This window comes from Streptomyces sp. SA15 (genome assembly GCF_002291145.1).
Lineage (GTDB): Bacteria > Actinomycetota > Actinomycetes > Streptomycetales > Streptomycetaceae > Streptomyces.
In genome coordinates this window covers 141,205-162,081 of record NZ_NTGE01000126.1, presented here as the reverse complement: position 1 = coordinate 162,081, position 20,877 = coordinate 141,205, and the positions used below count along the sequence as shown (strand labels likewise).

Sequence of the window (20,877 nt, the reverse complement as noted above, 5' to 3'; positions counted from 1 at the left end):
GCGTCGTCGTGAGTCGTTCATGGTTCCTCCGCGGGGCTCGTCGTCGAGATGGCGAACAGCATGGGGTGCGTTTTGGAGTTAGTGAAGTACTCTCGGCACAATTATTTAAATGAATGTGCTGTGTCGGCCCCTACCTCTGGGAGGTTCCCCGATGGACGACGTCCTGCGCTTCGCGCTGCTCGGCCTGGGGCTCGGTGCGCTCTACGCGCTCACCGCGCACGGCATCGTGCTGGTCTACCGCGGCTCCGGTGTCCTGAATCTCGCCCACGGCGCGATCGGGATGGCCGGCGCCTATGTGCAGTGGGAACTCGCCGCCCACCACGGCGTGTCGTACTGGCCGGCCGTCGCGTGCGGCGTGCTCGTCTCCGCGGTGCTGGGCGTGCTGACCCATCTGCTGGTGATCCGCCCGCTGCGCCGGGCGTCCTCGCCGGCCCGTCTGGTCGGCACCCTGGCGGTGTTCATCGTGCTCACCGCCGTCGCCGTCAAACGCTACGGCGACAGCGTGCAGTTGGTGCCCGGCAAGCTGCCGAACCGGCTGCTGACGATCGCCGGGGCGACGGTCTCCGAGGACCGCATGTGGCTGCTCGGCATCGCGGTAGCCGTCACGGTGGCCCTCCATCTCCTCTACAAGCGCACCATGTTCGGCCTGGGCACCACCGCCGTCGCCGAGAACGAGAACACCGCCGCCTCGCTCGGCTGGTCCCCCGACCTGATCGCCACCGCCAACTGGGCCCTGGGCTCGGCGCTCGCGGGCCTGACGGGCATCCTGATCGTGCCGGTCATCGGCCTGTCGGTGACCGGGCTGACCACCCTCCTGCTGAGCGCGCTGGCCGCCGCCCTGGTCGGGAGGTTCTCTTCGTTCCCCATCACCCTGGCGGGCGGCCTGGTCATCGGTGTCGTGCAGTCCGAGCTGACCCGCTTCGGCTCCGACGTGACCGGACTCGCCTCGTCGGTGCCGTTCCTCTTCATCGCCCTGGTCCTCGTCGCGCGCGGCCGGGCGCTGCCGCTGCGCGGCACGTTCCTCGACCGGCTGCCGGCGCTGGGCACCGGACGGGTGCGCCCCGTGCCGCTGGTCCTCGCCGTCGTGGTCGGGCTGGTGCTGGTGAACCTGTCCACGCCGCTGTGGGCCGACGCGATCACCACCACCCTGGTGTTCTCGCTGATCATCCTGTCGATCGTCGTGGTCACCGGGTACGCGGGACAGGTCTCCCTCGCGGCGTACGCCCTCGCCGGGACCGGCGCCTTCATCGCCGGGCACGCGGCGGCCGACTGGGGATGGCCGTTCGAACTCGCTCTGCTGGCCGGGGTGTTGGGCACGGTTCCGATCGGCCTGCTGTTCGCCCTCCCGGCAGTGCGCACCCGCGGGGTCAACCTCGCCATCATCACGCTCGGGCTCGGCACCACGCTGGAGGCGATGGTCTTCCAGAACACCGATCTGTCCACGACGCCGGGCAGCGACGGCATCGCGGTGGGCAAGCAGACGCTCTTCGGGATCAGCGTCTCCGGGGTCGACCATCCGCAGCGGTACGCCGCCGTGGTGCTGGTGATGTTCGTCGCCGCCACGCTGGTGGTCGCCAACGTCCGGCGCAGCCGCACCGGCCGCCGGCTCGTCGCCGTACGGGCGAACGAACGCGCCGCGGCGGCCCTCGGCATCGACGTCCGCGCGGCCAAGCTGTACGCCTTCGGACTGTCCGCGGCCCTCGCCGCGCTCGCCGGAGTGCTCACCGGCTTCCGCTCGACCTCGGTGGTCCTCTCCGAATTCGCCAGCTTCGACTCCATCACCGCACTCGGACTCGCGGTCATCGGCGGTGTCGGCTTCCTCGTCGGCCCGCTGTTCGGCGCCACGTTCGCCGCGGGCACGGTCGGCGCCCGGTTCGGGGACTGGGTGCTGCCCGGGCTGAGCGAGTGGATGCCGCTGATCGGCGGGGTCATCCTGATCCTGACCCTGGTGGGCAATCAGGACGGCATCGGGCGGGAGGCCGGCAGGCAGGCGGTACGAGTCGAGCGCAGGCTGTTCCCGAAGAGCGGTGCCGTCGCGCGGGAGGCCGGCGAAGCGGCCGTGCCGGACGTGCACCGCGCCGCACCGCTTCCCCTGCACGTGCGGGATCTGACCGTGCGCTACGGCGGTGTCGTCGCCGTCGACGGGCTCTCGTTCGACGTCGAGCCGGGGCGGGTCGTGGGGCTCATCGGGCCCAACGGCGCCGGCAAGACCTCCGCCATCGACGCCGTCACCGGCTTCACCCGGGCCGCGTCCGGCACTGTGCGCCTCGGCGAGCAGGACGTGACCCGCCTGCCGGTGCACCGACGGGCCGCTGCCGGGCTGAGCCGGTCCTTCCAGTCGCTGGAGCTGTTCGAGGACATGACCGTCCTGGACAACCTGTACGCCGCCTGCGACCGGCCGGGACGGTGGGCGTTCCTGACGGACCTGATCCGCCCCGGCAGCCGCCCGCTGCCCGCCCAAGTTCTCGTCGCGGTACGGGAGTTCGGCCTGACGGACAGTCTGGACCGGCCGGTGGGAGACCTGTCGTACGGCGAGCGGCGGCTGCTGGCCATCGCCCGCGCGGTGGCGGCCTCGCCGTCCGTCCTGCTCCTCGACGAACCGGCCGCCGGGCTGTCGGACGACGAGACGCGGGAGCTGGCCCACCTGGTGCGGCGGCTCGCCGAGGACTGGGGCATGGGGGTGCTGCTCGTCGAACACGACGTCGACATGGTGATGAGCGTCTGCGACGAGGTGGTCGTGCTCGACTTCGGACGCCGGATCTGCGTCGGTACGCCGGAGGAGGTGCGCGGGGATCCGGCGGTGCGGGCGGCCTACCTGGGCGACCTCGAGCCGGAGGCGCTGGCCTGAGAGCCTGTGTCACATCCCCGGCCGGGGATGTGACACAGGCTCCGAGACCGGTTACGCGTCCCGCAGGTCTGCCACGTACGGCTGGTGGGACAGCAGACCGCCGTCCACGCACAGCGTCTGCCCGGTGATGAACGCCGCCTCGTCGGAGGCGAGGAAGACCACCGCCGCCGCGATGTCCTCCGGCCGCCCGAGGCGGGGCGTGAGGTGATGACGCAGCATCGTCGCGCGGATCGCCTCGTACGCCGGCCCCGTCTTCGCCTCCGTGACGACGAACCCCGGCGCGATGGCGTTGCAGCGCACGCCCTGCTTGCCGTACTGGGTGGCGACGTACTGGGTCAGATTGATCAGCGCGGCCTTCGAGGCCCCGTACGCCGGATTACGCAGGTCGCCGGAGAGCCCTGAGCCGGACGTGGTGTTGATGACGCAGCCGCCGCCCCGGGTGATCATGTGCGGGACGGCGGCCTGGATGGCGACCATGGTTCCGCGCAGGTTGATCCGCATGGTGTCGTCCCAGACCGCCGGGTCGGCCTCCAGGACGGCGAGGTCCTGGCGGGCGGCGAGGTGCGTGGCCGCCGCGTTGTTGTGCAGGATGTCGAGGCCGCCGTACGCCTCGACCGCCGCGTCCACCATGGCCCGTACGCTCGCGACGTCACCGAGGTCGACCGGGACCGCGGTCGCGGATCCTCCGGCGGAGCGGATCTCCTCCGTCACCGCCTTGGCGCCGTCGAGGTTCAGATCGGCGACCACCGTGTGCGCGCCCTCGGCCGCCACGCGGAGGGCGGTGGCGGCGCCGATGCCGGATGCGGCTCCGGTCACGAGGGCTGTCTTGTCGTCGAGTCGTCCCATGACCGAACTGCCTTTCTCAATCGGTGAGTTCGCTGCCGACGACCGACACGAAGGACACGCATTCGCCGGGCCCGCCACCGAGGTTGTGCGTGAGGGCGAGCGAGCGTCCTTCGGCCAGGGTCCGCACGGTCCGCTCGGGCGGTGTCTCGCCGCGCAGTTGGAGCCACGCCTCGAACATCATGCGCAGGCCCGAGGCGCCGATGGGGTGGCCGAAGGCCTTCAGTCCCCCGTCGGGGTTGACCGGCAGCGAGCCGTCCAGGTCGAACGCCCCGCTGGTGACGTCCTTCCAGGCCTGCCCGCGCTCGGAGAAGCCCAGTCCTCCATCAGCACCAGCTCGGTGGGCGTGAAGCAGTCGTGGACCTCGGCCAGCGCGAGCTCCGCACGCGGGTCGGTGACGCCCGCCTGCCGGTAGGCCTCCCGCGCGGAGGCGACGACCTCGGGGAAGGTGGTGAAGTCGTACTCCGGGTCGGACAGGCCGTCCGCCGGGCCGGCGACGAACGACAGCGCCTTCACGAAGACCGGCTTGTCCGTGTACCGGTAGGCGTCCTCGGCGCGGACGACGATCGCGGCGGCCGAACCGTCGGAGACGCCCGAGCAGTCGAACACGCCGAGCATGCCCGCGACGATCGGGGCCGACCGGATGCGCTCCAGCGGGACCTCCTTGCGGAACTGGGCGCGGGGGTTGCGGGCCCCGTTGACGTGGTTCTTCCAGGCGATCCGGGTGATGACGTCCTTCATCTCCTCGTCCGACAGGCCGTACTTGGCGGCGTACGCCGGGGCGAGGAGGGAGAAGTTCGCCGGGGCGGTGATCTCGCCGCGGCTGTCGTCGCCCGCGCCCGGGATGGCGGTGCCGGACAGGCCGGACATGCCGGAGTCCTTGAGCTTCTCCACGCCGACCGCCATGGCCACCTCGTACGCGCCGGAGGCGACGGCGTAGCAGGCGTTGCGCAGGGCCTCGGAGCCGGTCGCGCACATGTTCTCCACCCGGGTGACCGGCTTGCAGGGCAGACGGAGGGCCTGGCTCAGCGTCAGCCCGGACACGCCGGACGCCTGCGTGCCGAACCAGAAGGCGTCGATGTCGTCGAGGGTGAGGCCGGCCGAGGTCGTCGCCGCGCCCACCGCGTCGACCAGGAGGTCCTCCGCCGACTTGGTCCAGTGCTCGCCGAACGGCGTGCAGCCCATGCCGACGATCGCGACCCGGTCCCGAATTCCGTGCGAGCTCATCCGTGTGTCTCCTCGGTCTCGCCCGTGCGCACCGGCCGGGCCTTCCAGAAGTAGTTGTGGATGCCGGACGCGGTGACCGTGCGGCGGAAGGTCATCTCCACCCGGGCGCCGATGACGGCGTCGGCCTCGGTCGCGTCGGTCAGCTGGCAGCGGAAACGGCCGCCGCCGTCGTAGTCGACGACCACGACGAGCATCGGCGGGCTGGGGGTGTACGCCAGCCGGTCCACCGTGAAGGTGGCGACCGTGCCGCGCACGTGCTCCATCGGCTCGTCGGTCATGGCGTCGACGCTCCGGCAGGACACGCACACCCGGTCCGGCGGCAGATGCCGGGTCCCGCACTTCTCGCAACGGGAGGCCATGAAGCCGTACTTCCAGCCCGCGCGGCGGTGCGCGGGCGGGGCGTAGGGCGGTTCGGGGTCCGGCCGGCGGGGTGGTTCGCGGTCGAGGAGGCCGCGCCAGGAGAGGTACGTGGCATACGGCATCGGGGCGCTGCCCGCGGCGATCTGCGCGGCGACCGGGCGGGCGGCGCGGTGGGCGGGCAGTGCGTCGGTGGTGCGCAGCAGCAGGACGCCGGCGCCGTCGCCGAGCACGACGAGCGCGATGGTCTCGCCGGGCCGGGCGCGGTCGAGGACGTCGGCGAGCAGCAGGCCGGGCTGGGCGGTGCCGGCGTTGCCGATCGCGCCGGTGAGGTCCGGGGTGATGGCCTCGGGCCGGACGCCTGCCGCACGCCGTACCGCCGCGCACGCGCGCGCGTGCAGGCCGGAGACGACGAAGTGGTCGATCGAGCCGATGTCGACAGCCGCCCGGTCCAGGGCCGCGGTGAGCGCCTTGTCCGCGAGGGTCACGTAGATCTCCTCGGCGAAGCGCTCCTCCCAGACGCGGGAGGTGGGCGCGCCCGGAAGGCGCCAGCGGTCGAGGATCTCGTCGCTGACCGTGTCGTGGGCGAGCAGCTCCGCGATGACGGGTGCGCCGTTGCGGTGTCCGCCGAAGACGAACGCCGCCGCGCCGTCGCCGCCGGCGACCTCGTCGGTGCCGCCGGGCAGGCCGGTGCGCAGGTCGGCGAGGATCGTCAGGGTCGGGATCGGGGAGCGGGCGGCGGTCACCAGGGCGCCGAGGCCGGAGCGGACGGAGCCCGCCATGTCGGCGGCCAGCACGTGCTCGTCGAGACCGAGCGCGGCGTGGACGGCGGTCGCGTTCGTCTTGTCCAGGTAGGCGGGTGCGGCGGTGGCGAGGAAGAGCTGGCCGATGCGGGGGCGCAGTCCGTCGCGGGCCAGGGCGCCGCGGGCCGCCTCGACGGCCATGGACGTGGTGTCCTCGTCGTAGCCCGCGACCGCGCGGGTGCCCTTGCCCGCGCGGGTGCCCAGCGCGTCGGCGACATCCGTGCGCGCGAGGCGGTGGTACGGCACATAGGCGCCGTATGCGATCAGTCCGGGCATCAGCGTCCTCCATGAGCGGTGTGTGCGTCCGTCGGCCGTTCGAAGACCGCGGCCAGGCCCTGGCCTCCGCCGAGGCACATGGTCTCCAGGCCGTAGCGCGCCTCGCGGCGGTCCAGTTCGCGCAGCAGGGTGGCGAGGATGCGGCCGCCGGTCGCGCCGACCGGGTGGCCGAGTGAGATACCGGAGCCGTTGACGTTGAACCGCTCGAAGTCGGCTTCCGTCAGGGCCCATTCACGGGTGCAGGCCAGCACCTGGGCGGCGAAGGCCTCGTTGAGTTCGATCAGGTCCATGTCGGCCAGCTTCAGTCCGGCTCGCTCCAGGGCCTTGGCCGTGGCGGGCACCGGTCCGATGCCCATCGTCTGAGGCGGCACGCCCACGACGGCCCAGGAGACCAGGCGGCCGAGCGGGCGCAGGCCGAGTTCGGCGGCGCGTTCGGGGTGGGTCACGACGCAGACGGAGGCCCCGTCGTTCTGCCCGCTGGCGTTGCCCGCCGTGACGGTGGCCTGCGGGTCCTGGCGGGCGAGCACGGGCCGCAGCGTCGCCAGCTTCTCCAACGAGGAGTCGGGGCACGGGTGTTCGTCGGTGTCGACGACCGTCTCGCCCTTCCTGGTGCGCACGGTGACGGGCACGATCTCGTCGGCGAACCGGCCCTCCCGCTGGGCCGCCACGGCCTTCTCATGCGAGCGCAGGGCGAGTTGGTCCTGCTCCTCCCGCGGGATGCCGTACTCGCGCCGCAGATTCTCGGCCGTCTCCAGCATGCCGCCCGGGACTGGGTGGTTGACGCCACCCGACGTGACCCGGCCGCGGGCCAGCCGGTCGTGCAGCGTGGTGCCCGCCCCGCGCACGCCCCAGCGCACGTCGGTGGTGTAGAACTCGGCCTGGCTCATGGACTCCACACCACCGGCCAGTACGAGATCGCTTGCGCCGGTCTGCACCTGCATCGCCGCGGTGATGACCGCCTGCAGTCCGGAACCGCAGCGGCGGTCGATCTGCAGTCCCGGCACCTCCACCGGCAGGCCGGCGTCCAGGGCGGCCACGCGGCCGATGGCCGGGGCCTCACCGTTGGGGTAGCACTGTCCCAGCAGGACGTCGTCCACGGCGGCGGGTGGTATCCCGGTGCGCTCCAGCGCGGCACGTACGACCGTGGCCGCGAGCTCGGCCGCCGTCACGTCGCGGAAGACACCGCCGTAACCGCCGACGGGGGTACGCACGGGTTCGCAGATCACCGCGTCACGCAGGAGGGCGGGCATCGATCACGCCTTTCATGAGGTCACATGTACCGGCCGCCGGTCACCTCGACCACGGCTCCGGTGATGTAGCTCGCCATGTCGGAGGCGAGGAAGAGGACGACCTGGGCGACCTCGGCGGGTTCGCCCGTGCGGCCCAGGGGGATCTCGGCGAGTTTCGCGTCCCAGGCGGTCCGGGGCATGGCCTCGGTCATGGCGGTGCGGATCAGGCCGGGCTGCACGGCATTGACGCGGATCCCCGCTCGGGCCAGCTCCTTGGCGGACGCTTTCGTGAGGCCGACGAGGCCCGCCTTGGCCGCGCTGTAGTTCGTCTGCCCGAAATTGCCGACCTTGCCGGCGATGGAGGAGATGTTGACGATGCTGCCGCCCTGTCCGTGCGCGCGCATCGCCTCGGCGGCGAGCCGGGTGCCGTTCCAGGCGCCGGTGAGGTGGACGTCGACGACCGCGCGGAAGTCGGAGAGGGCCATCTTGCGCAGGGTCGCGTCCCGGGTGATCCCGGCGTTGTTGACCATGACGCCGACCGGTCCGAAGGTGTCGGTGCAGTGGCCGACCAGGGCGGCGACCTCGTCCTCGTCGGTGACGTCGCAGCGCAGCGAGGTGGCGGCCACGCCGTTCTTGGCCAGGCGTTCGGCGGCTTCGGCCGCGGCGTCCTCGTTGATGTCGCCGATGACTACGGACGCGCCTTCGCCGCCGAGGACGCCGGCGATCTCGAAGCCGATGCCCTGCGCGCCGCCGGTGATCACCGCGCTCCGGCCGTCCAGCAGTCCCATGTCAGCCCGCCCCTGGCTCGCCGCTATTCCTCTAAAATAGATAACCTATTACGCTGAAAGTATCAACACGACGAAGGTGCCGGCAGAGCTGCGAAAGAGGAGGCAGGACAGTGGACATCAGCTATCCCCCTCAGACCGAGGCGTTCCGCGGCGAGGTCAGGGGCTTCCTGTCCGAGGCGCTGCCGGCGGACTGGAGGGGCATCGGCGCCCTCGACGAGGAGGCCGCCTGGGCCTTCGCCCGCGACTGGCGACGGCGACTCGCCGAGCGCGGGTACCTCTCCCTCACCTGGCCCGAGGAGTACGGCGGCCGGGGCCTGTCCAAGCTGCACCAAGTCGTACTCATGGAGGAACTCGCCCTGGCGGGCGTGCCGTTCGGGCTGCCGCAGGACACCTTCGGCGTGAAGATGCTGGCCAACACGCTGCTGCGCTGGGGCACTCAGGAGCAGAAGAGTCACTTCCTCCCACGCATCCTCAGCGGTGAGGACACCTGGTGCCAGGGCTACTCGGAGCCGGACGCGGGCTCGGACCTCGCGTCTTTGACAACGCGCGCAGTGCGCGAGGGCGAGGAGTGGGTGATCGACGGCCAGAAGGTGTGGACGTCCGGCGCCCACCACAGCGACTGGATCTTCGTCCTGGCCCGCACGAACCGCGACGCCCCCAGGCACCGCGGCATCTCCTTCCTCCTCGTCCCCCTCGACCAGCCCGGCGTCGAGGTACGCCCGTTCCGCATGATGAGCGGCCAGCTGCACTTCAACGAGGTTTTCTTCAACGGCGCCCGCACCCGCGCCGACCTCGTCGTCGGCGGCGTCGACAACGGCTGGACCGTGGCCCAGAGCCTGCTCGGCGTGGAGCGCGGGGAGGAGGCGGCGACCAACCCCATCCTGTTCCGGGCGGAGGTGGAGCGCCTGGTCGAACTGGCCCGCCAGTATGGCAAGGACCAGGACCCGGTGATCCGGCAGCGGATCGCCTGGTGCTGGTCCAAGGTCGAGATCATGCGCTATCTCGGCTACCGCATCCTCAGCGGCTGGCTCAAGGGCGCCGAGCCGGGCCCCGAGTCGTCGATCGCCAAGCTGTACTGGAGCGAGTACCACACCAAGGTCACCGACCTGGCGATGGACATCATGGGCCTGCACGGCCAGGTGCCGGTGGGCCGCCCGCCCCTGCGGACGTACCGCACCGACGACCCCGGGGCCGCGAACTCCTCGGCGTCCTGGTCGACGACGTACCTCATCGCCCGCTCCGGCACCATCTACGCGGGGACGTCCCAGGTGCAGCGGAACATCCTCGCGGAGAAGGTGCTGGGGCTGCCACGCGAACCCAGAGTCTGACTACCCGGCGGCCTCAGCGCAGGGCCCCCTTGGTGGCGTCGGCGATGAACCCGCGCGCGAAGAAGGTGAACACCAGCACCAGCGGGATGACCGCGAGCAGCACTCCGGACATCACCATGCTGTAGTCGGTGGAGTGGCCGGCGTACAGCTGAGCCAGCGCCACCTGGAGGGTCAGCTCGTCCGGGTTGACCAGCATCACCAGCGGCAGGATGTAGTCGTTCCAGGCGGCGATGAAGGTGTAGATGCCGAGGAACGCCAGGGCCGGGCGGACACACGGCAGCACCACGTGCCAGTACTGGCGGAAGAACCCGGCGCCCTCGATCCGCGCGGCGTCCAGCAGTTCGTCCGGGACTCCGGTCTTGGTGTACTGGCGCATCCAGAAGATGCCGAAGGCGTTGGCGGCGGCCGGCACGATCAGCGCCTGGAGCGTGCCCAGCCAGCCCAGCTGCACCATGATCTCGTACTGCGGGATGATCGCCAGCTGGGTCGGCAGGATGTACATCGCCAGCAGCAGGCCGAACAGGAACTTCTTGCCGGGGAACTCGTACTTGGCGAAGGCGAAGGCCGCCAGCGAGTCGAAGAACAGCACCAGCAGCGTCGTACAGACCGCGACGATCACCGTGTTGAGCAACGACCCGAAGAAGTCCATCTTGTCGAACAGGTGCTGGATGTTGGTCAGCAGGTTGCCGCCGAACCACAGCTTCGGCGGGTAACTGTAGATGTCCTGGGAGGTGTTGGTCGCCATGACGATGATCCAGTAGAACGGGAACACCGAGATGAGGACACAGATCATCAGCACGACATGGACGCTCAGGCCTCGCAGGCGCTGGCGGTTCTGGCTGTTCACGGCCGTCGCTCCTTACGCTGCACCAGGCGCCAGTTGATGGTGACGATGAGCAGGATCAGCAGGAAGAAGGCCCAGACGATCGCGGCGGCGTAGCCGAAGTCGTTGTTGTCGAAGGCCTGGTGGTAGAAGTACAGCAGCGTGGTCAGGCCCGCCTGGCCCGGCCCGCCGGAGTTGGGGTTGGTCGACGCGTCGCTGCCGAACAGCACCTGGGGTTCGGTGAAGCTCTGCAGGCCGGTGACGGTGGAGACGACCACGGTGAAGAGGATGATGGGCCGCAGCAGGGGGATCGTGATGCTGAAGAAGATCCGCACCGGACCGGCCCCGTCCATCCTGGCGGCCTCGTAGAGCTCCGAGGGAATGGCCTGGAGGCCGGCCAGGTAGATGATGGCGTTGTAGCCGGTCCACTGCCAGGTCATCAGCGCCGCGATCACCAGTTTGATCGTCCACTCGTTGCTGAGCCACGGCACGGCCTCCAGATGCATCGCCTTCAGGACGGCGTTGATGAGCCCGAAGTTGTTGCTGAAGATCGCGCCGAAGAAGATGGCGATGGCCACCAGCGAGGTGATGCTGGGGATGAACAGGGCGACCCGGTAGAAGGCCGTGAAGCGCCGGACGGAGTTCACCAGCACCGCCAGCACCAGCGCCATGAAGAGCATCGGCACGGTGGCCAGCACCCAGATGACCAGGGTGTTGCGCAGGGACAGCCAGAAGATCGGGTCGTCCCACAGGAAGCGGAACTGCTGGAGCCCGACGAACTGCATCTCCCCGATGCCGTCCCACTTCTGGAACGCCAGATACACGGTGTAGAGCATCGGGAAGAGCATGAAGACCGAGAAGATCAGGTAGTACGGCGAGACCGCCAGGTACTGCGACCAGTACCGGGCGATCCCGCGTCGCGGCCCGCGCCGGGCCCCGGCCGACACCGGACGGACCCGGCGGCCGTACCGGCCCGGACCGCGGCGGCGGTCCGGGGCCGGCTGCCCGGAAGGTCCGGTGGCGGGTCCCGAGGGCGGGCCGGTGGGGGCCGGGCCGGCTACCGGGCTTGACGACATGTCACTTCACTCCCTGCCGCTGGGCGATCCGCTTGGCCTGGCTGACCGCGTCCTTCCAGGCGGCCTCGGGGTCCTTGCCCTTGGCCTCGATGCTGGTGAGTTCGCTGTAGTAGGGCGCCGAGACCGCCGCGTCGGCCGGGGCCTCGTAGGCGGCGGGGATCTTCTCGGCGGCCGGGCCGAAGATCTCGATGGTCTTCTGTCCGCCGAAGAAGGCGTCGCCGCCGGTCAGCGCGGGCAGCTTGTACGCGGCCGGGGCGGTCGGGAACAGGGCCGCGTCGGTGAAGCCGCGCGCCTGGTTCTCCGGGTTGAGCATCCAGGAGACGATCTCGAAGGCCTTCTCGGGGTTGGCGCAGGTCGAGGGGAGGCACAGGAAGGAGCCGCCCAGGTTGGACGGCCCGCTCGGCAGGCTCGCCACCCGCCACTTGCCCTTGGTGCCCGGTGCCGCGTTCTGGATGTCCAGCGCGTACCAGGCGGCGCCCAGCCCGGTGGCCACGGTGCCGTTGCTGACGGCGGCGTTCCAGGTGTTGTCGTTGATCTTGGCGTCGATGCCGAGGGTGTACGCCTTCACGGCGGTGCTCCAGGCGGCACGGATGTGGTCCTGGTCGCCGATGAACGTGTTGTCCTCGTCGATGAACCGCTTGGTGCCCTGACCGACGGCCATCGAGAACACCGCGCCGATGTTGTTGACCAGGAACGACTTCGGCACGGCCTTGTGCAGTTCGACGCCGGCTTCGAAGAAGGCGTCCCACGTGGACAGTTCGGAGGAGACCTTAGCCGGGTCGGTGGGCAGCCCCGCCTTGGCGAAGAGGTCCTCGCGGTAGTACACCGCGCAGGGGCCGATGTCGATGGGGAAGCCGATGAGCTTGCCGTCCTGGGTGGTGGCCTGCTTCAGCTTCCACGACAGGTACTCGGGAGCCAGCTTGTCCATGCCGAGCTCGTTCAGGTCCAGGAACCGGTTGGCGTTGGGCAGGAAGGAGGCGATGTCCTCGCCCTTGATGCCGGTGATGTCCGGGGCGGTCTGGGCGGTCTTCAGACCCGTGAGCAGCTTGGTCTTGAAGTCGCCACCGATCACGGACGTCTTGAGGGTGGTGTCGGAAAACTGCTTCTTGGCGTCGGCGACGACCTTGTCGCTCATGCCGCCGGCCCAGTACCAGAGCTTCAGGGTCTTGCTGTCCTTGCCGCCGCTCGACCCGGAACCGTCGCCGCACGCGGCGGTCAGCCCGGCCGTTGCGGCCGTGAGCACGGCTGCCTCGAGGAATCGTCTACGGGAAAGGTCCACGGTCTTCTCCTAGTGTTCGGCGTGTCCGGAAGGGACCTGCGAGTCGTGGGCGACGGCGGGCGCGGCGGGGCTTCCGGATGGCTGAAGAGCGTCGGTGTCCGCGAACGCGCCTCGCTGCCCGGAATGGTGTGAGCTGGTCCTCTCGGACGGTGCCGAAGCATCACTGGCGGCGGCATGCGCCGTCTCCGCTTCGGCCGACCGGAGTGGGGTCCGGGCCTGGCTCGAATTACGCAAGAGAGTGCACCGGGTGCGCGGGTTTGACAAGAGTCAAGCAGAGATCGAGACATTCATGCGTGACTTTGCTCGACTCTGGTCGTATGGTCAGCGGCATGCTCCCTGACCGAAGACATGAGCTGATCCTCCGTGCCCTGCGCGCGGACGGTCCCACCAGCGTGACCGCCCTGGCCGAGAAGGTGGGCGCGAGTCAGGCCACGATCCGGCGCGACCTCGCGCAGCTCGAGGACGAGGGACTGCTCAAGCGGGTCTACGGCGGTGCGGCCCCCGTCCTCGGTGAGGACGACCCGTTCGCCGACGTGGCCGCGGTCCGGGTCGAGGCCAAGGACGCGCTGGCCGCGTGGTGCGCGGATCTGGTCAGGGACGGTGAGACGGTGCTGCTCGACATCGGCACCACGGCCCACCGGGTGGCCCGCCATCTGCACGGCCGCTCCCTGACCGTGATCACCAGCAACCTGGCCGTCTACGAGGAACTCCAGGACGACAAGGACGTCCAGCTGATCCTGCTGGGCGGCGTGGTCCGGCGCGACTACCGCTCGCTGGTCGGTTTCCTGACCGAGGACAACCTGCGGCAGATCCACGCCGACCGGCTGTTCCTCGGCACCAGCGGTATCCGCCCCGACGGCCAGGTGCTGGACACGACCGCCGTCGAGGTGCCCGTCAAGCGGGCGATGATCGCCGCCAGCGCCCAGGTGGTGCTCCTGGCGGACGCGGGCAAGTTCCCCGGCACCGGAATGGCCCGCGTGTGCGGGCCGGAGGACCTCGACGTCGTGGTGACCAACGCCCCGGGAGACGAAAAGACGTGCGGTCGGCTGCGCGAGGCGGGAGTTGAGGTGGTCGAAGTATGAGACTCACGATCCTGGGCGGCGGCGGCTTCCGCGTCCCGCTCGTCTACCGGGCGCTGCTGGGCGACCGCGGCGAAGGACGCGTCACCGCGGTGACCCTGTACGACCTGGACGCCTCCCGGCTGACGGCCATCCGCAAGGTCCTCGCCGACCAGACCGCCGGGCACGCCGACCCGCCCTCCGTCACCGTCACCACCGACCTGGACGAGGCGGTCACCGGAGCCGACTTCGTGTTCTCCGCCATCCGCGTCGGCGGCCTCGCCGGACGCGCGGCGGACGAGCGGATCGCCCTGGAGGAGGGCGTCCTGGGCCAGGAGACCGTCGGCGCGGGCGGCATCTCCTACGGGCTGCGCACCGTCCCGGTGGCGCTGGAGATCGCCCGCCGCATCGCCGCCCTCGCGCCTGACGCCTGGGTCATCAACTTCACCAACCCCGCCGGCCTGGTCACCGAAGCCATGACCGCCCATCTCGGCGACCGCGTGATCGGGATCTGCGACTCCCCCGTGGGCCTCGGCCGCCGCGTGGCCGGGGCGCTCGGCGTCGACCCGGCCCGCACCCGCCTGGACTACGTGGGCCTGAACCACCTGGGCTGGCTGTGCGGCCTATACGCCGACGGCCGGGACCTGCTGCCGTCCCTGCTGGCGGACGAGGCCGCGCTGACCTCCTTCGAGGAGGGCAAGCTCTTCGGCGCCGACCTGCTGCGCACGCTCGGGGCGTTGCCCAACGAGTACCTGCACTACTACTACTTCCACCGCGAGTCGGTCGGTTCCGCGCGGGCCGCCGAACAGACCCGGGGTGCCTTCCTGCACTCCCAGCAGCAGCGCTTCTACGACGCTCTGAGCACGGACCCCGCGAGCACGGACCCCGTGAGCACGGACCCCGTGAGCAGGGACTCCATGAGCGGGGCCGTCGGCGGCCTGCCCGCACCCCGCGCCGCCTGGAAAGCCTGGGACGCCACCCGCCTGGAGCGCGAGGTCACCTACATGGCGGAGAACCGCGACGCCGTCGGCATGGGGGAGCGCGACTCATGCGACCTGGAGTCCGGCGGCTACGAGCAGGTGGCCCTCTCCCTCATGCGCGCCATCGCCCTGGACGAGCGCACCGCCCTCATCCTCAACGTCCGCAACCGGGGCCGGATCCCCGTCCTCGACGACGACGCCGTCATCGAGGTCCCCTGCCACGTGGACGCCAACGGCGCCCGTCCCATCGGCGGGGCCCCGCTGCCCGACCACGGCAGGGGCCTGGTGTGCTCGGTCAAGGAGGTGGAGCGCGCGGTCATCCGGGCCGCGACCAGCCGTGACCGCGCCCATGCGGTCAGGGCGCTGACCGTGCACCCGCTGATCGACTCGTACGCCGTGGCAAGACGTCTGCTGGACGCCTACCAGCGGCACTTCCCCGAACTCCGCTACCTGGGCTGAGTCGATTCCCGTCCCTCGAATCCCTCGAACCCCTCGAACCCCTCGAAGGTCTCGAAGGTCTCGAGCGGCGGGACCGGGCGCGGCCCGGTGCCGGGCCGCCAGCCCGCGTCCAGCTTGCGCAGCCCCACTCCGTCCGGCGCCCAGATGTGGCAACTGTTCAGCACTCCGGCGGTGGAGCGCGGGCCGACGGACGGCCCTCCGGCGTCACGACGACGCGCGCCCGCCGAGATGGCCGCCTGCACGACCGCGGGGCCGAGCGCGCGGACCAGCTCGTAGAGGTGCGTGCAGCCGGACACACCGCGGAACCGCTCCTGGATCGCCCGGTTGTATCCGGCGGCGACACTGAGCCCGGCCAACCCGTCGAAGACCGGCGTGATCAGCGGGCACTCGGCGTGCGGGAAGTCCCGCATGTCCGCGTCGGCGGCCACGATCACCATGTCCGTGAGACGGATCCGCACCGCGAGCACCATCCGGTGGACGACACCGGCCGACGGCTCGGCCCAAGGGCGTTCGTCGCGCAGTTCCGCCTCGACCGAGATCTCGTCGCCGTCCTCCTCGTGGGCGGTGACGGTGATCGTACGGCGGTGCAGCGGGAGTTCGGCACGGGTCATGACGAGGCCTCCGCGGACTCCGACGCGGTGTCCCCCAGCCCCGCGAACTCCGGCTGCCGACGCTCGATGAAGCTGAGCACACCCTCGCGGTAGTCCGGGGCACGCTTCGCCGTGGCCAGGAGGGCGGCCGCGTGATCGCGGCTCTCGGTGAAGGTCCTCGCCTGGTCGTCGGCGAGCTGCCGCTTGATGAGGGACATCGCGTACGGGCTCGCCGAGCGGGCCAGTCCGGTCGCGTACGCGAGCGCCGCCGGGAGCAGTTCCTCCGGCTCGACCAGGCGGTTGACCAGACCCATCGCCAGGGCCTCCGGCCCGGTGATCCGGCGGGAGGACAGCAGCAGATCGCAGGCGTTTCCGTGGCCGACCAGCCGCGGCAGGATCCAGGAGACGCCGTCCTCGGCCACCAGTCCGCGTGCGCTGAAAGCGGCGGCGAACTTGGCGTGCGGCACGGCGAACCGGACGTCGCACATCAGCGCCTGGTTGAACCCGATGCCCGCGCAGGCGCCGTTGACGGCCGCCACGACGGGCTTCGGGAAGGACATGGGGCGGGTACGCGGAGGCAGTTGGTCCGTCGGCCACGGGCGGGCGCCGGACGACGCACCGTCCAGCACGCTCATGTCCATCCCCGGGCAGAATCTGCGTCCGGCACCGGTGAGCACCACGGCCCGTACCCGTGGATCCGTCTCCGCGCGGTCGAACAGCTCGTTGTAGAGCAGCTCCATCTCCAGCGTCCAGGCGTTGTGCCGCTCGGGCCGGTTCAGGGTGAGCAGCATGACCCCGTCGTCGGTGAGCTCGGTGAGGATCACCGGGGTCGGGTTCTCGGTCATCGAGGTCACTCCCACGAGGTCACTCCCGCGGGCCCGTTGGCGTTATAGCTAGATGAATCATCTATATATCAAACAACAGCCGGACACCAGATCAGGTCTCCACAAGGGAAGATCACTCACCTCTTGACCTGGTACCCTCGATGCACTAAGACGATTCATTTTGCTATATGAGGAGAGCCCACCGTGGCCGAGGCAGCCCGCGCAGCAGAAACGGCGACCGTGCCCGCCCCTTCCCGCAGCCGCGTCGGCCGCCAGGTTCGCGTACCGAAGACCGCCGAGCTGGTCGCCGCACACCTGCGCCGCCAGATCGTACGGGGCGAGCTGAAGCCCGGTGACGCACTGCCTCCGGAGTCGGGGCTTATGGAGCAGTTCGGCATCTCGCGGCCGACCCTGCGCGAGGCGTTCCGCGTCCTGGAGTCGGAGTCGCTGATCACGGTGCGCCGCGGGGCCCACGGCGGTGCCCGGGTGAGCGCGCCCGACTCCGATGTCGCCGCCCGCTTCGCCGGTCTGATCCTGGAGTACCGCGGCGCCACCCTGGGCGACCTCTACCGCGCGGCGGCCCTCATCGAGCCGCCCTGCGCGCGCCAGCTCGCCGCCAAGCACACGGCGGGCGACATCAAGCGGCTGCGTGACGCGGTGGCCGCCGAGAAGGCCGTCCTGGACGACCCGCTCGCACTGGTGGAGGCGCAGGACGCCTTCCACGCCCTGCTGGTGGAACTCACCGGCAACCAGACACTGGTCCTGCTGTGCGGCATGGTGCGCAACATCATCGACCGGGCCAACGCCTCGTACACCGCGGCCGCCACCGACTCCGAGACCCAGAAGGCGCAGGCCCTCAAGGGTCACCGGGCCCATGTGCGGCTGGTCGGCCTGATCGAGTCCGGCAAGGCGGACGAGGCCGAGAAGCTGTGGCAGCGCCACCTCACCGCCGCCGACGACGTCGTGAACGCGGCCGGACCCAAGACGGTGCTCGAACTCCTCGACTGACCGGCTGACCGACTGCCTGACCGACCGGCCGACTGACCGACCGGCCGACGCGAAGATCCGCCGAGCCATCTCGCCATCACCCCTTACCTCCTCGAAACAGTTAGATAATTATAGGAGGCGTACTGAATAGGCTCAGTACTGACCAAGCTCAGGGGTCCGGAGGCGACGGCCATGGCCGAACAGCGCAAGCCCATCTTCGACTGCGACCAGCACATGTACGAGGAGCGGGACTCCTTCACCCGTTACCTGCCGAAGGAGTTCCTCGGCGCGGCGGTCGCACCGGTGACCCTGCCGGACGGGCGTGAGGTGATCCTCGCCGGCGACCGGATCGTCGTATGCCTGGAGCCGGAGTTCGGGCAGGTGTACCGGCCCGGTTCGCTGAAGGAGATGCTCAAGGCGATGGCCTCGGGCAATCCGGAGGAGACCTACCAGTTCGAGCCGATGCACGAGGCGTACCAGAACCGCGAGGCCCGGCTGCGGATCATGGACGAACAGGGCCTGGACCAGACGATCATGTACCCGGGCGGCTGGGCGCTGGTCGCCGAGGAGTACGTGAGCGGCGTCGAGCCCCTCTACGCCAACTACCACTCGTTCAACCGGTACATGAACGAGGTGTGGGGCTTCAACCACCAGGGCCGCATCTACGCCCCCGCGCTGCTGTCCCTGCGCGATCTGGACAGTGCGGTCAAGGAGTTGGAGTACGTCCTGGAACAGGGCGCCCGCTTCATCCTGCTGCCCACCGGACCGGTGTACGGCCGCTCGCCGGGCGATCCGCACTTCGACCCGTTCTGGAAGCTGGTCAACGAGGCCAAGGCCAGCGTCTGCTACCACATCAGCGAGTTCTACTACAACTCGCAGGTGGCGCCCGCCTGGGGCTACGACCCCAGCCCCATCCACTTCCGGATGTCGGCCTGGCAGTGGCAGAACACCTACGGCCAGCGCCCCGTCGAGGAGACGCTCTCCGCGCTGATCTTCGACAACCTCTTCGGCCGCTTCCCCGACATCAACGTCCTGGTGTCCGAGTTCGGCTCCGAGTGGGTGCCGCACTTCGTGCGCCACATGGACAAGAGCCGGGGCATGGGCCGCAACGGCCCCTGGATCGGCGGCCAGTTGGACCGGCGGCCCAGCCAGATCTTCCGCGAGCACGTCCGTGTGGTGCCCTATCCCGAGGACGACATCGTCGGCGTGGTCAAGCGCCTCGGCTACCACGAGTCCATCGTCATGGGCTCCGACTTCCCCCACGCGGAGGGCCTCGCCGAGCCGGCCGACTTCCGCAAGCTCATCGCGGAACTCGACGAGTCGGCGCAGGACGACATCATGTACAACAACGCCCAGCAGCTGATCACCCGCTGAGTGACACAGGTGAGGGGGCGGGCCCGGTACCGAGGTCGCTACCGGGCTCAGTCCGTGAGATCCGCCGCGAGGTTCGCGATGTTCGTCAGCAGCGCCGTGCCGCGCCGGGAGTGGTCGTAGCCCGCGAGCGGGTAGCCGTTGCTCAGGCAGGCGAAGGACAGGCCGGTCTCCGGGTCCATGAAGCCCAGTTGGTAGGCGGCTCCGGCGCTGCCGAAGAGCGCGGGTGAGCCGGTGGACGGCAGGTTGCTGCCCGCGTCGGGGCCGGCCACCGTGACGAACAGCCCCATGCTGGTGCGGCGGCTGTCTCCGCCGCCGTAGATCTGCTCACCGTGCGGGTGGTCGGTCAGCCGGATCCGGGTGCCCTCCGCCACCGCTTCCGGCTTCCACAGGCCCGAGTGCTCCAGTGCCTGGAAGTACAGGGCGACGTCGGCGGCGGTGGCCACCAGCGCGTGGCCGGGTTCCCCGGCCGCCAGGACGCGCGGGTCGGACAGGTACCAGGGCCCCCAGGGGTCGGGTTCCTGTTCGTCACTGGTGCGGTCGGTGGCGCTCATCGGGGCGACCGTGCCGGGCTGCCGGCCCACGGGCACCCCGAGCTCGATCGACGTCAGGTCGAGCGGCCGGGCGATCCGCTCGTGCAGGTAATCGGCGAAGGTCAGGCCCGTGCGCCGCTCGACGATCTCGGCGATCAGCCAGGCCGCCGAGGTGAGGTGGAACTGGAAGCGGCCGCCCGGCGGGTAGTCCAGCCGCCAGCGGCCGAAGGCGGCGAGCCGCTGCTCGCGGTCCAGCATCTTGGAGAGGCCGAGCGGGGCGAAGGGGAAGCCGGCGGTGTGCGTGAGCACCTGCTCGACGGTCACCGCCTCCTTCCCGTTCGGGGCGAACTCCGGGATGATCGCGGCGACTTGCTCGCCGACGTCCAGGAGTCCCTCACCGATCAGCTTCCACACCACGCCCGCGACGATCGGGCGCGACGAGAGACGGCGACGCGTGGGTGATCAACGGTGCCAAGCGCTACATCACCAACGCCCCCCTCGCCGACGTCTTCATGGTCTTCGCCCGCACCGACCCCGACGCCCCACGCACCCGTGGCATCTCCACCTTCCTGGTTCCGGCCGGCACCCCCGGTCTCACGGTGGCGCCCAAGGACCACAAGATGGGCCAGTTCGGCGCCTGGACCGCGGACGTGTACTTCGACGACGTCCGCGTACCGGCCTCCGCCCTGGTCGGCGGCGAGGACGGTCTGAACCGGGGCTTCGCCACCGCGATGGGCTGCATCGCGCACGGCCGGGTGCACATCTCGTCCCTGTGCGTGGGCATGGCCGAGCGCCTGGTCGACGAGTCGGTCGAGTACGCCCGCACCCGCCGCCAGTCCGGCAGGCCGATCGGTTCCTTCCAGCTCGTCCAGGGCCTGATCGCCGACTCGATGACCGACTACTACGCCGGACGCGCCACGGTCCTGGAGGCCGCCCGCGCCTTCGACGCCGGCACGGACACGAAGATCGGCCCGTCCTGCACGAAGTACTTCGCCAGCGAGATGGTGTGGCGGGTCGCGGACCGCGCGGTGCAGATCCACGGCGGCGCGGGCTATATGCGCGGGGTCGCCGTCGAGCGCTTCTACCGCGACGCCCGGCTGTTCCGCATCTACGAGGGCACCAGCCAGATCCAGCAGGTGATCATCGCGAAGGCGCTGCTGGGTGAGGCCGCCCGCGGCTGAACCCGCCCGTCCAGGGC

General features: G+C 70.4%; 19 protein-coding genes. 7 read left to right on the top strand and 12 right to left on the bottom strand.

The features are described from left to right. Positions 1 to 151: 151 nt before the first annotated feature. Entirely contained in the window at positions 152 to 2,848 is a 2,697-nt protein-coding gene (locus tag CLM62_RS29740; protein ID WP_095752979.1) for an ATP-binding cassette domain-containing protein, read from the top strand. 51 nt (positions 2,849 to 2,899) lie between these two features. Here the strand turns inward: CLM62_RS29740 and CLM62_RS29735 are convergent, their stop codons facing one another. The 6 genes from CLM62_RS29735 to fabG are packed head-to-tail and all read right to left on the bottom strand — an operon-like array spanning position 2,900 to position 8,371. After that, on the bottom strand, positions 2,900 to 3,694 hold the full coding sequence (locus CLM62_RS29735; protein WP_095752978.1) for an SDR family NAD(P)-dependent oxidoreductase: 795 nt from the start codon (positions 3,692 to 3,694) through the stop codon (positions 2,900 to 2,902). A gap of 16 nt (positions 3,695 to 3,710) precedes the next feature. Then, positions 3,711 to 3,953, bottom strand: coding sequence for a hypothetical protein (locus CLM62_RS52005; RefSeq protein WP_373559201.1), 243 nt, complete (start codon positions 3,951 to 3,953; stop codon positions 3,711 to 3,713). After that, positions 3,914 to 4,918, bottom strand: a complete 1,005-nt coding sequence (locus tag CLM62_RS29730) for an acetyl-CoA acetyltransferase (protein ID WP_257004166.1) — start codon at positions 4,916 to 4,918, stop codon at positions 3,914 to 3,916. The genes CLM62_RS52005 and CLM62_RS29730 overlap by 40 nt, the downstream gene beginning before the upstream one ends. After that, complete coding sequence (locus CLM62_RS29725; protein ID WP_095752977.1) at positions 4,915 to 6,354, bottom strand: OB-fold domain-containing protein; 1,440 nt, start codon at positions 6,352 to 6,354, stop codon at positions 4,915 to 4,917. Before CLM62_RS29725 ends, CLM62_RS29730 begins: the two co-directional genes overlap by 4 nt. Further along, the gene (locus CLM62_RS29720; RefSeq protein WP_218835636.1) at positions 6,354 to 7,604 is read right to left on the bottom strand and encodes an acetyl-CoA C-acetyltransferase; all 1,251 of its coding nucleotides are present in this window, start codon (positions 7,602 to 7,604) and stop codon (positions 6,354 to 6,356) included. The genes CLM62_RS29725 and CLM62_RS29720 overlap by 1 nt, the downstream gene beginning before the upstream one ends. Positions 7,605 to 7,624: 20 nt before the next feature. Next, on the bottom strand, positions 7,625 to 8,371 hold the full coding sequence (gene fabG / locus CLM62_RS29715) for a 3-oxoacyl-ACP reductase FabG (protein WP_095752976.1): 747 nt from the start codon (positions 8,369 to 8,371) through the stop codon (positions 7,625 to 7,627). Positions 8,372 to 8,481: 110 nt separating this feature from the next. Between fabG and CLM62_RS29710 the strand changes: the two genes are divergently transcribed. Beyond that, a complete protein-coding gene (locus CLM62_RS29710) occupies positions 8,482 to 9,699 on the top strand; it encodes an acyl-CoA dehydrogenase family protein (protein WP_095752975.1) in 1,218 nt (405 codons plus the stop codon). 13 nt (positions 9,700 to 9,712) lie between these two features. On the opposite strand, the gene CLM62_RS29705 is transcribed toward CLM62_RS29710, so the two are convergent. The 3 genes from CLM62_RS29705 to CLM62_RS29695 all read right to left on the bottom strand — a co-directional run bounded on the left by CLM62_RS29705 (position 9,713) and on the right by CLM62_RS29695 (position 12,877). Then, a complete protein-coding gene (locus tag CLM62_RS29705) occupies positions 9,713 to 10,492 on the bottom strand; it encodes a carbohydrate ABC transporter permease (protein WP_095753004.1) in 780 nt (259 codons plus the stop codon). 50 nt (positions 10,493 to 10,542) lie between these two features. Further along, on the bottom strand, positions 10,543 to 11,433 hold the full coding sequence (locus CLM62_RS29700) for a carbohydrate ABC transporter permease (protein WP_095753003.1): 891 nt from the start codon (positions 11,431 to 11,433) through the stop codon (positions 10,543 to 10,545). A 166-nt stretch (positions 11,434 to 11,599) separates the two neighbouring features. Beyond that, positions 11,600 to 12,877, bottom strand: coding sequence for an extracellular solute-binding protein (locus CLM62_RS29695; RefSeq protein ID WP_095752974.1), 1,278 nt, complete (start codon positions 12,875 to 12,877; stop codon positions 11,600 to 11,602). A gap of 329 nt (positions 12,878 to 13,206) precedes the next feature. On the opposite strand from CLM62_RS29695, the gene CLM62_RS29690 reads away from it, so the two are divergent. Together CLM62_RS29690 and CLM62_RS29685 are read left to right on the top strand one after the other, a co-directional pair. Further along, positions 13,207 to 13,959 (top strand): DeoR/GlpR family DNA-binding transcription regulator, encoded by a 753-nt coding sequence (locus tag CLM62_RS29690; RefSeq protein ID WP_095753002.1) that lies wholly within the window; start codon positions 13,207 to 13,209, stop codon positions 13,957 to 13,959. Further along, positions 13,956 to 15,374, top strand: coding sequence for a 6-phospho-beta-glucosidase (locus CLM62_RS29685; protein ID WP_095752973.1), 1,419 nt, complete (start codon positions 13,956 to 13,958; stop codon positions 15,372 to 15,374). The genes CLM62_RS29690 and CLM62_RS29685 overlap by 4 nt, the downstream gene beginning before the upstream one ends. On the opposite strand, the gene CLM62_RS29680 is transcribed toward CLM62_RS29685, so the two are convergent. Next, positions 15,362 to 15,985: a DUF2889 domain-containing protein gene (locus CLM62_RS29680; protein ID WP_095752972.1), complete on the bottom strand. Its 624-nt coding sequence runs from the start codon at positions 15,983 to 15,985 to the stop codon at positions 15,362 to 15,364. The two genes, CLM62_RS29685 and CLM62_RS29680, sit on opposite strands and share 13 nt — an antisense overlap. After that, entirely contained in the window at positions 15,982 to 16,809 is an 828-nt protein-coding gene (locus CLM62_RS29675) for an enoyl-CoA hydratase-related protein (RefSeq protein WP_095753001.1), read from the bottom strand. Before CLM62_RS29675 ends, CLM62_RS29680 begins: the two co-directional genes overlap by 4 nt. Positions 16,810 to 16,992: 183 nt before the next feature. Here CLM62_RS29675 and CLM62_RS29670 point away from each other — a divergent pair, with 183 nt between their 5' ends. After that, a complete protein-coding gene (locus CLM62_RS29670; protein ID WP_095752971.1) occupies positions 16,993 to 17,796 on the top strand; it encodes a FadR/GntR family transcriptional regulator in 804 nt (267 codons plus the stop codon). Positions 17,797 to 17,967: 171 nt separating this feature from the next. Then, on the top strand, positions 17,968 to 19,149 hold the full coding sequence (locus CLM62_RS29665) for an amidohydrolase family protein (RefSeq protein ID WP_095752970.1): 1,182 nt from the start codon (positions 17,968 to 17,970) through the stop codon (positions 19,147 to 19,149). Between the two features lie 47 nt (positions 19,150 to 19,196). On the opposite strand, the gene CLM62_RS29660 is transcribed toward CLM62_RS29665, so the two are convergent. After that, complete coding sequence (locus CLM62_RS29660) at positions 19,197 to 20,096, bottom strand: serine hydrolase domain-containing protein (RefSeq protein WP_257004165.1); 900 nt, start codon at positions 20,094 to 20,096, stop codon at positions 19,197 to 19,199. Between the two features lie 41 nt (positions 20,097 to 20,137). On the opposite strand from CLM62_RS29660, the gene CLM62_RS29655 reads away from it, so the two are divergent. Further along, entirely contained in the window at positions 20,138 to 20,860 is a 723-nt protein-coding gene (locus tag CLM62_RS29655) for an acyl-CoA dehydrogenase (protein WP_257004164.1), read from the top strand. The last annotated feature ends 17 nt before the right edge of the window (positions 20,861 to 20,877 follow it).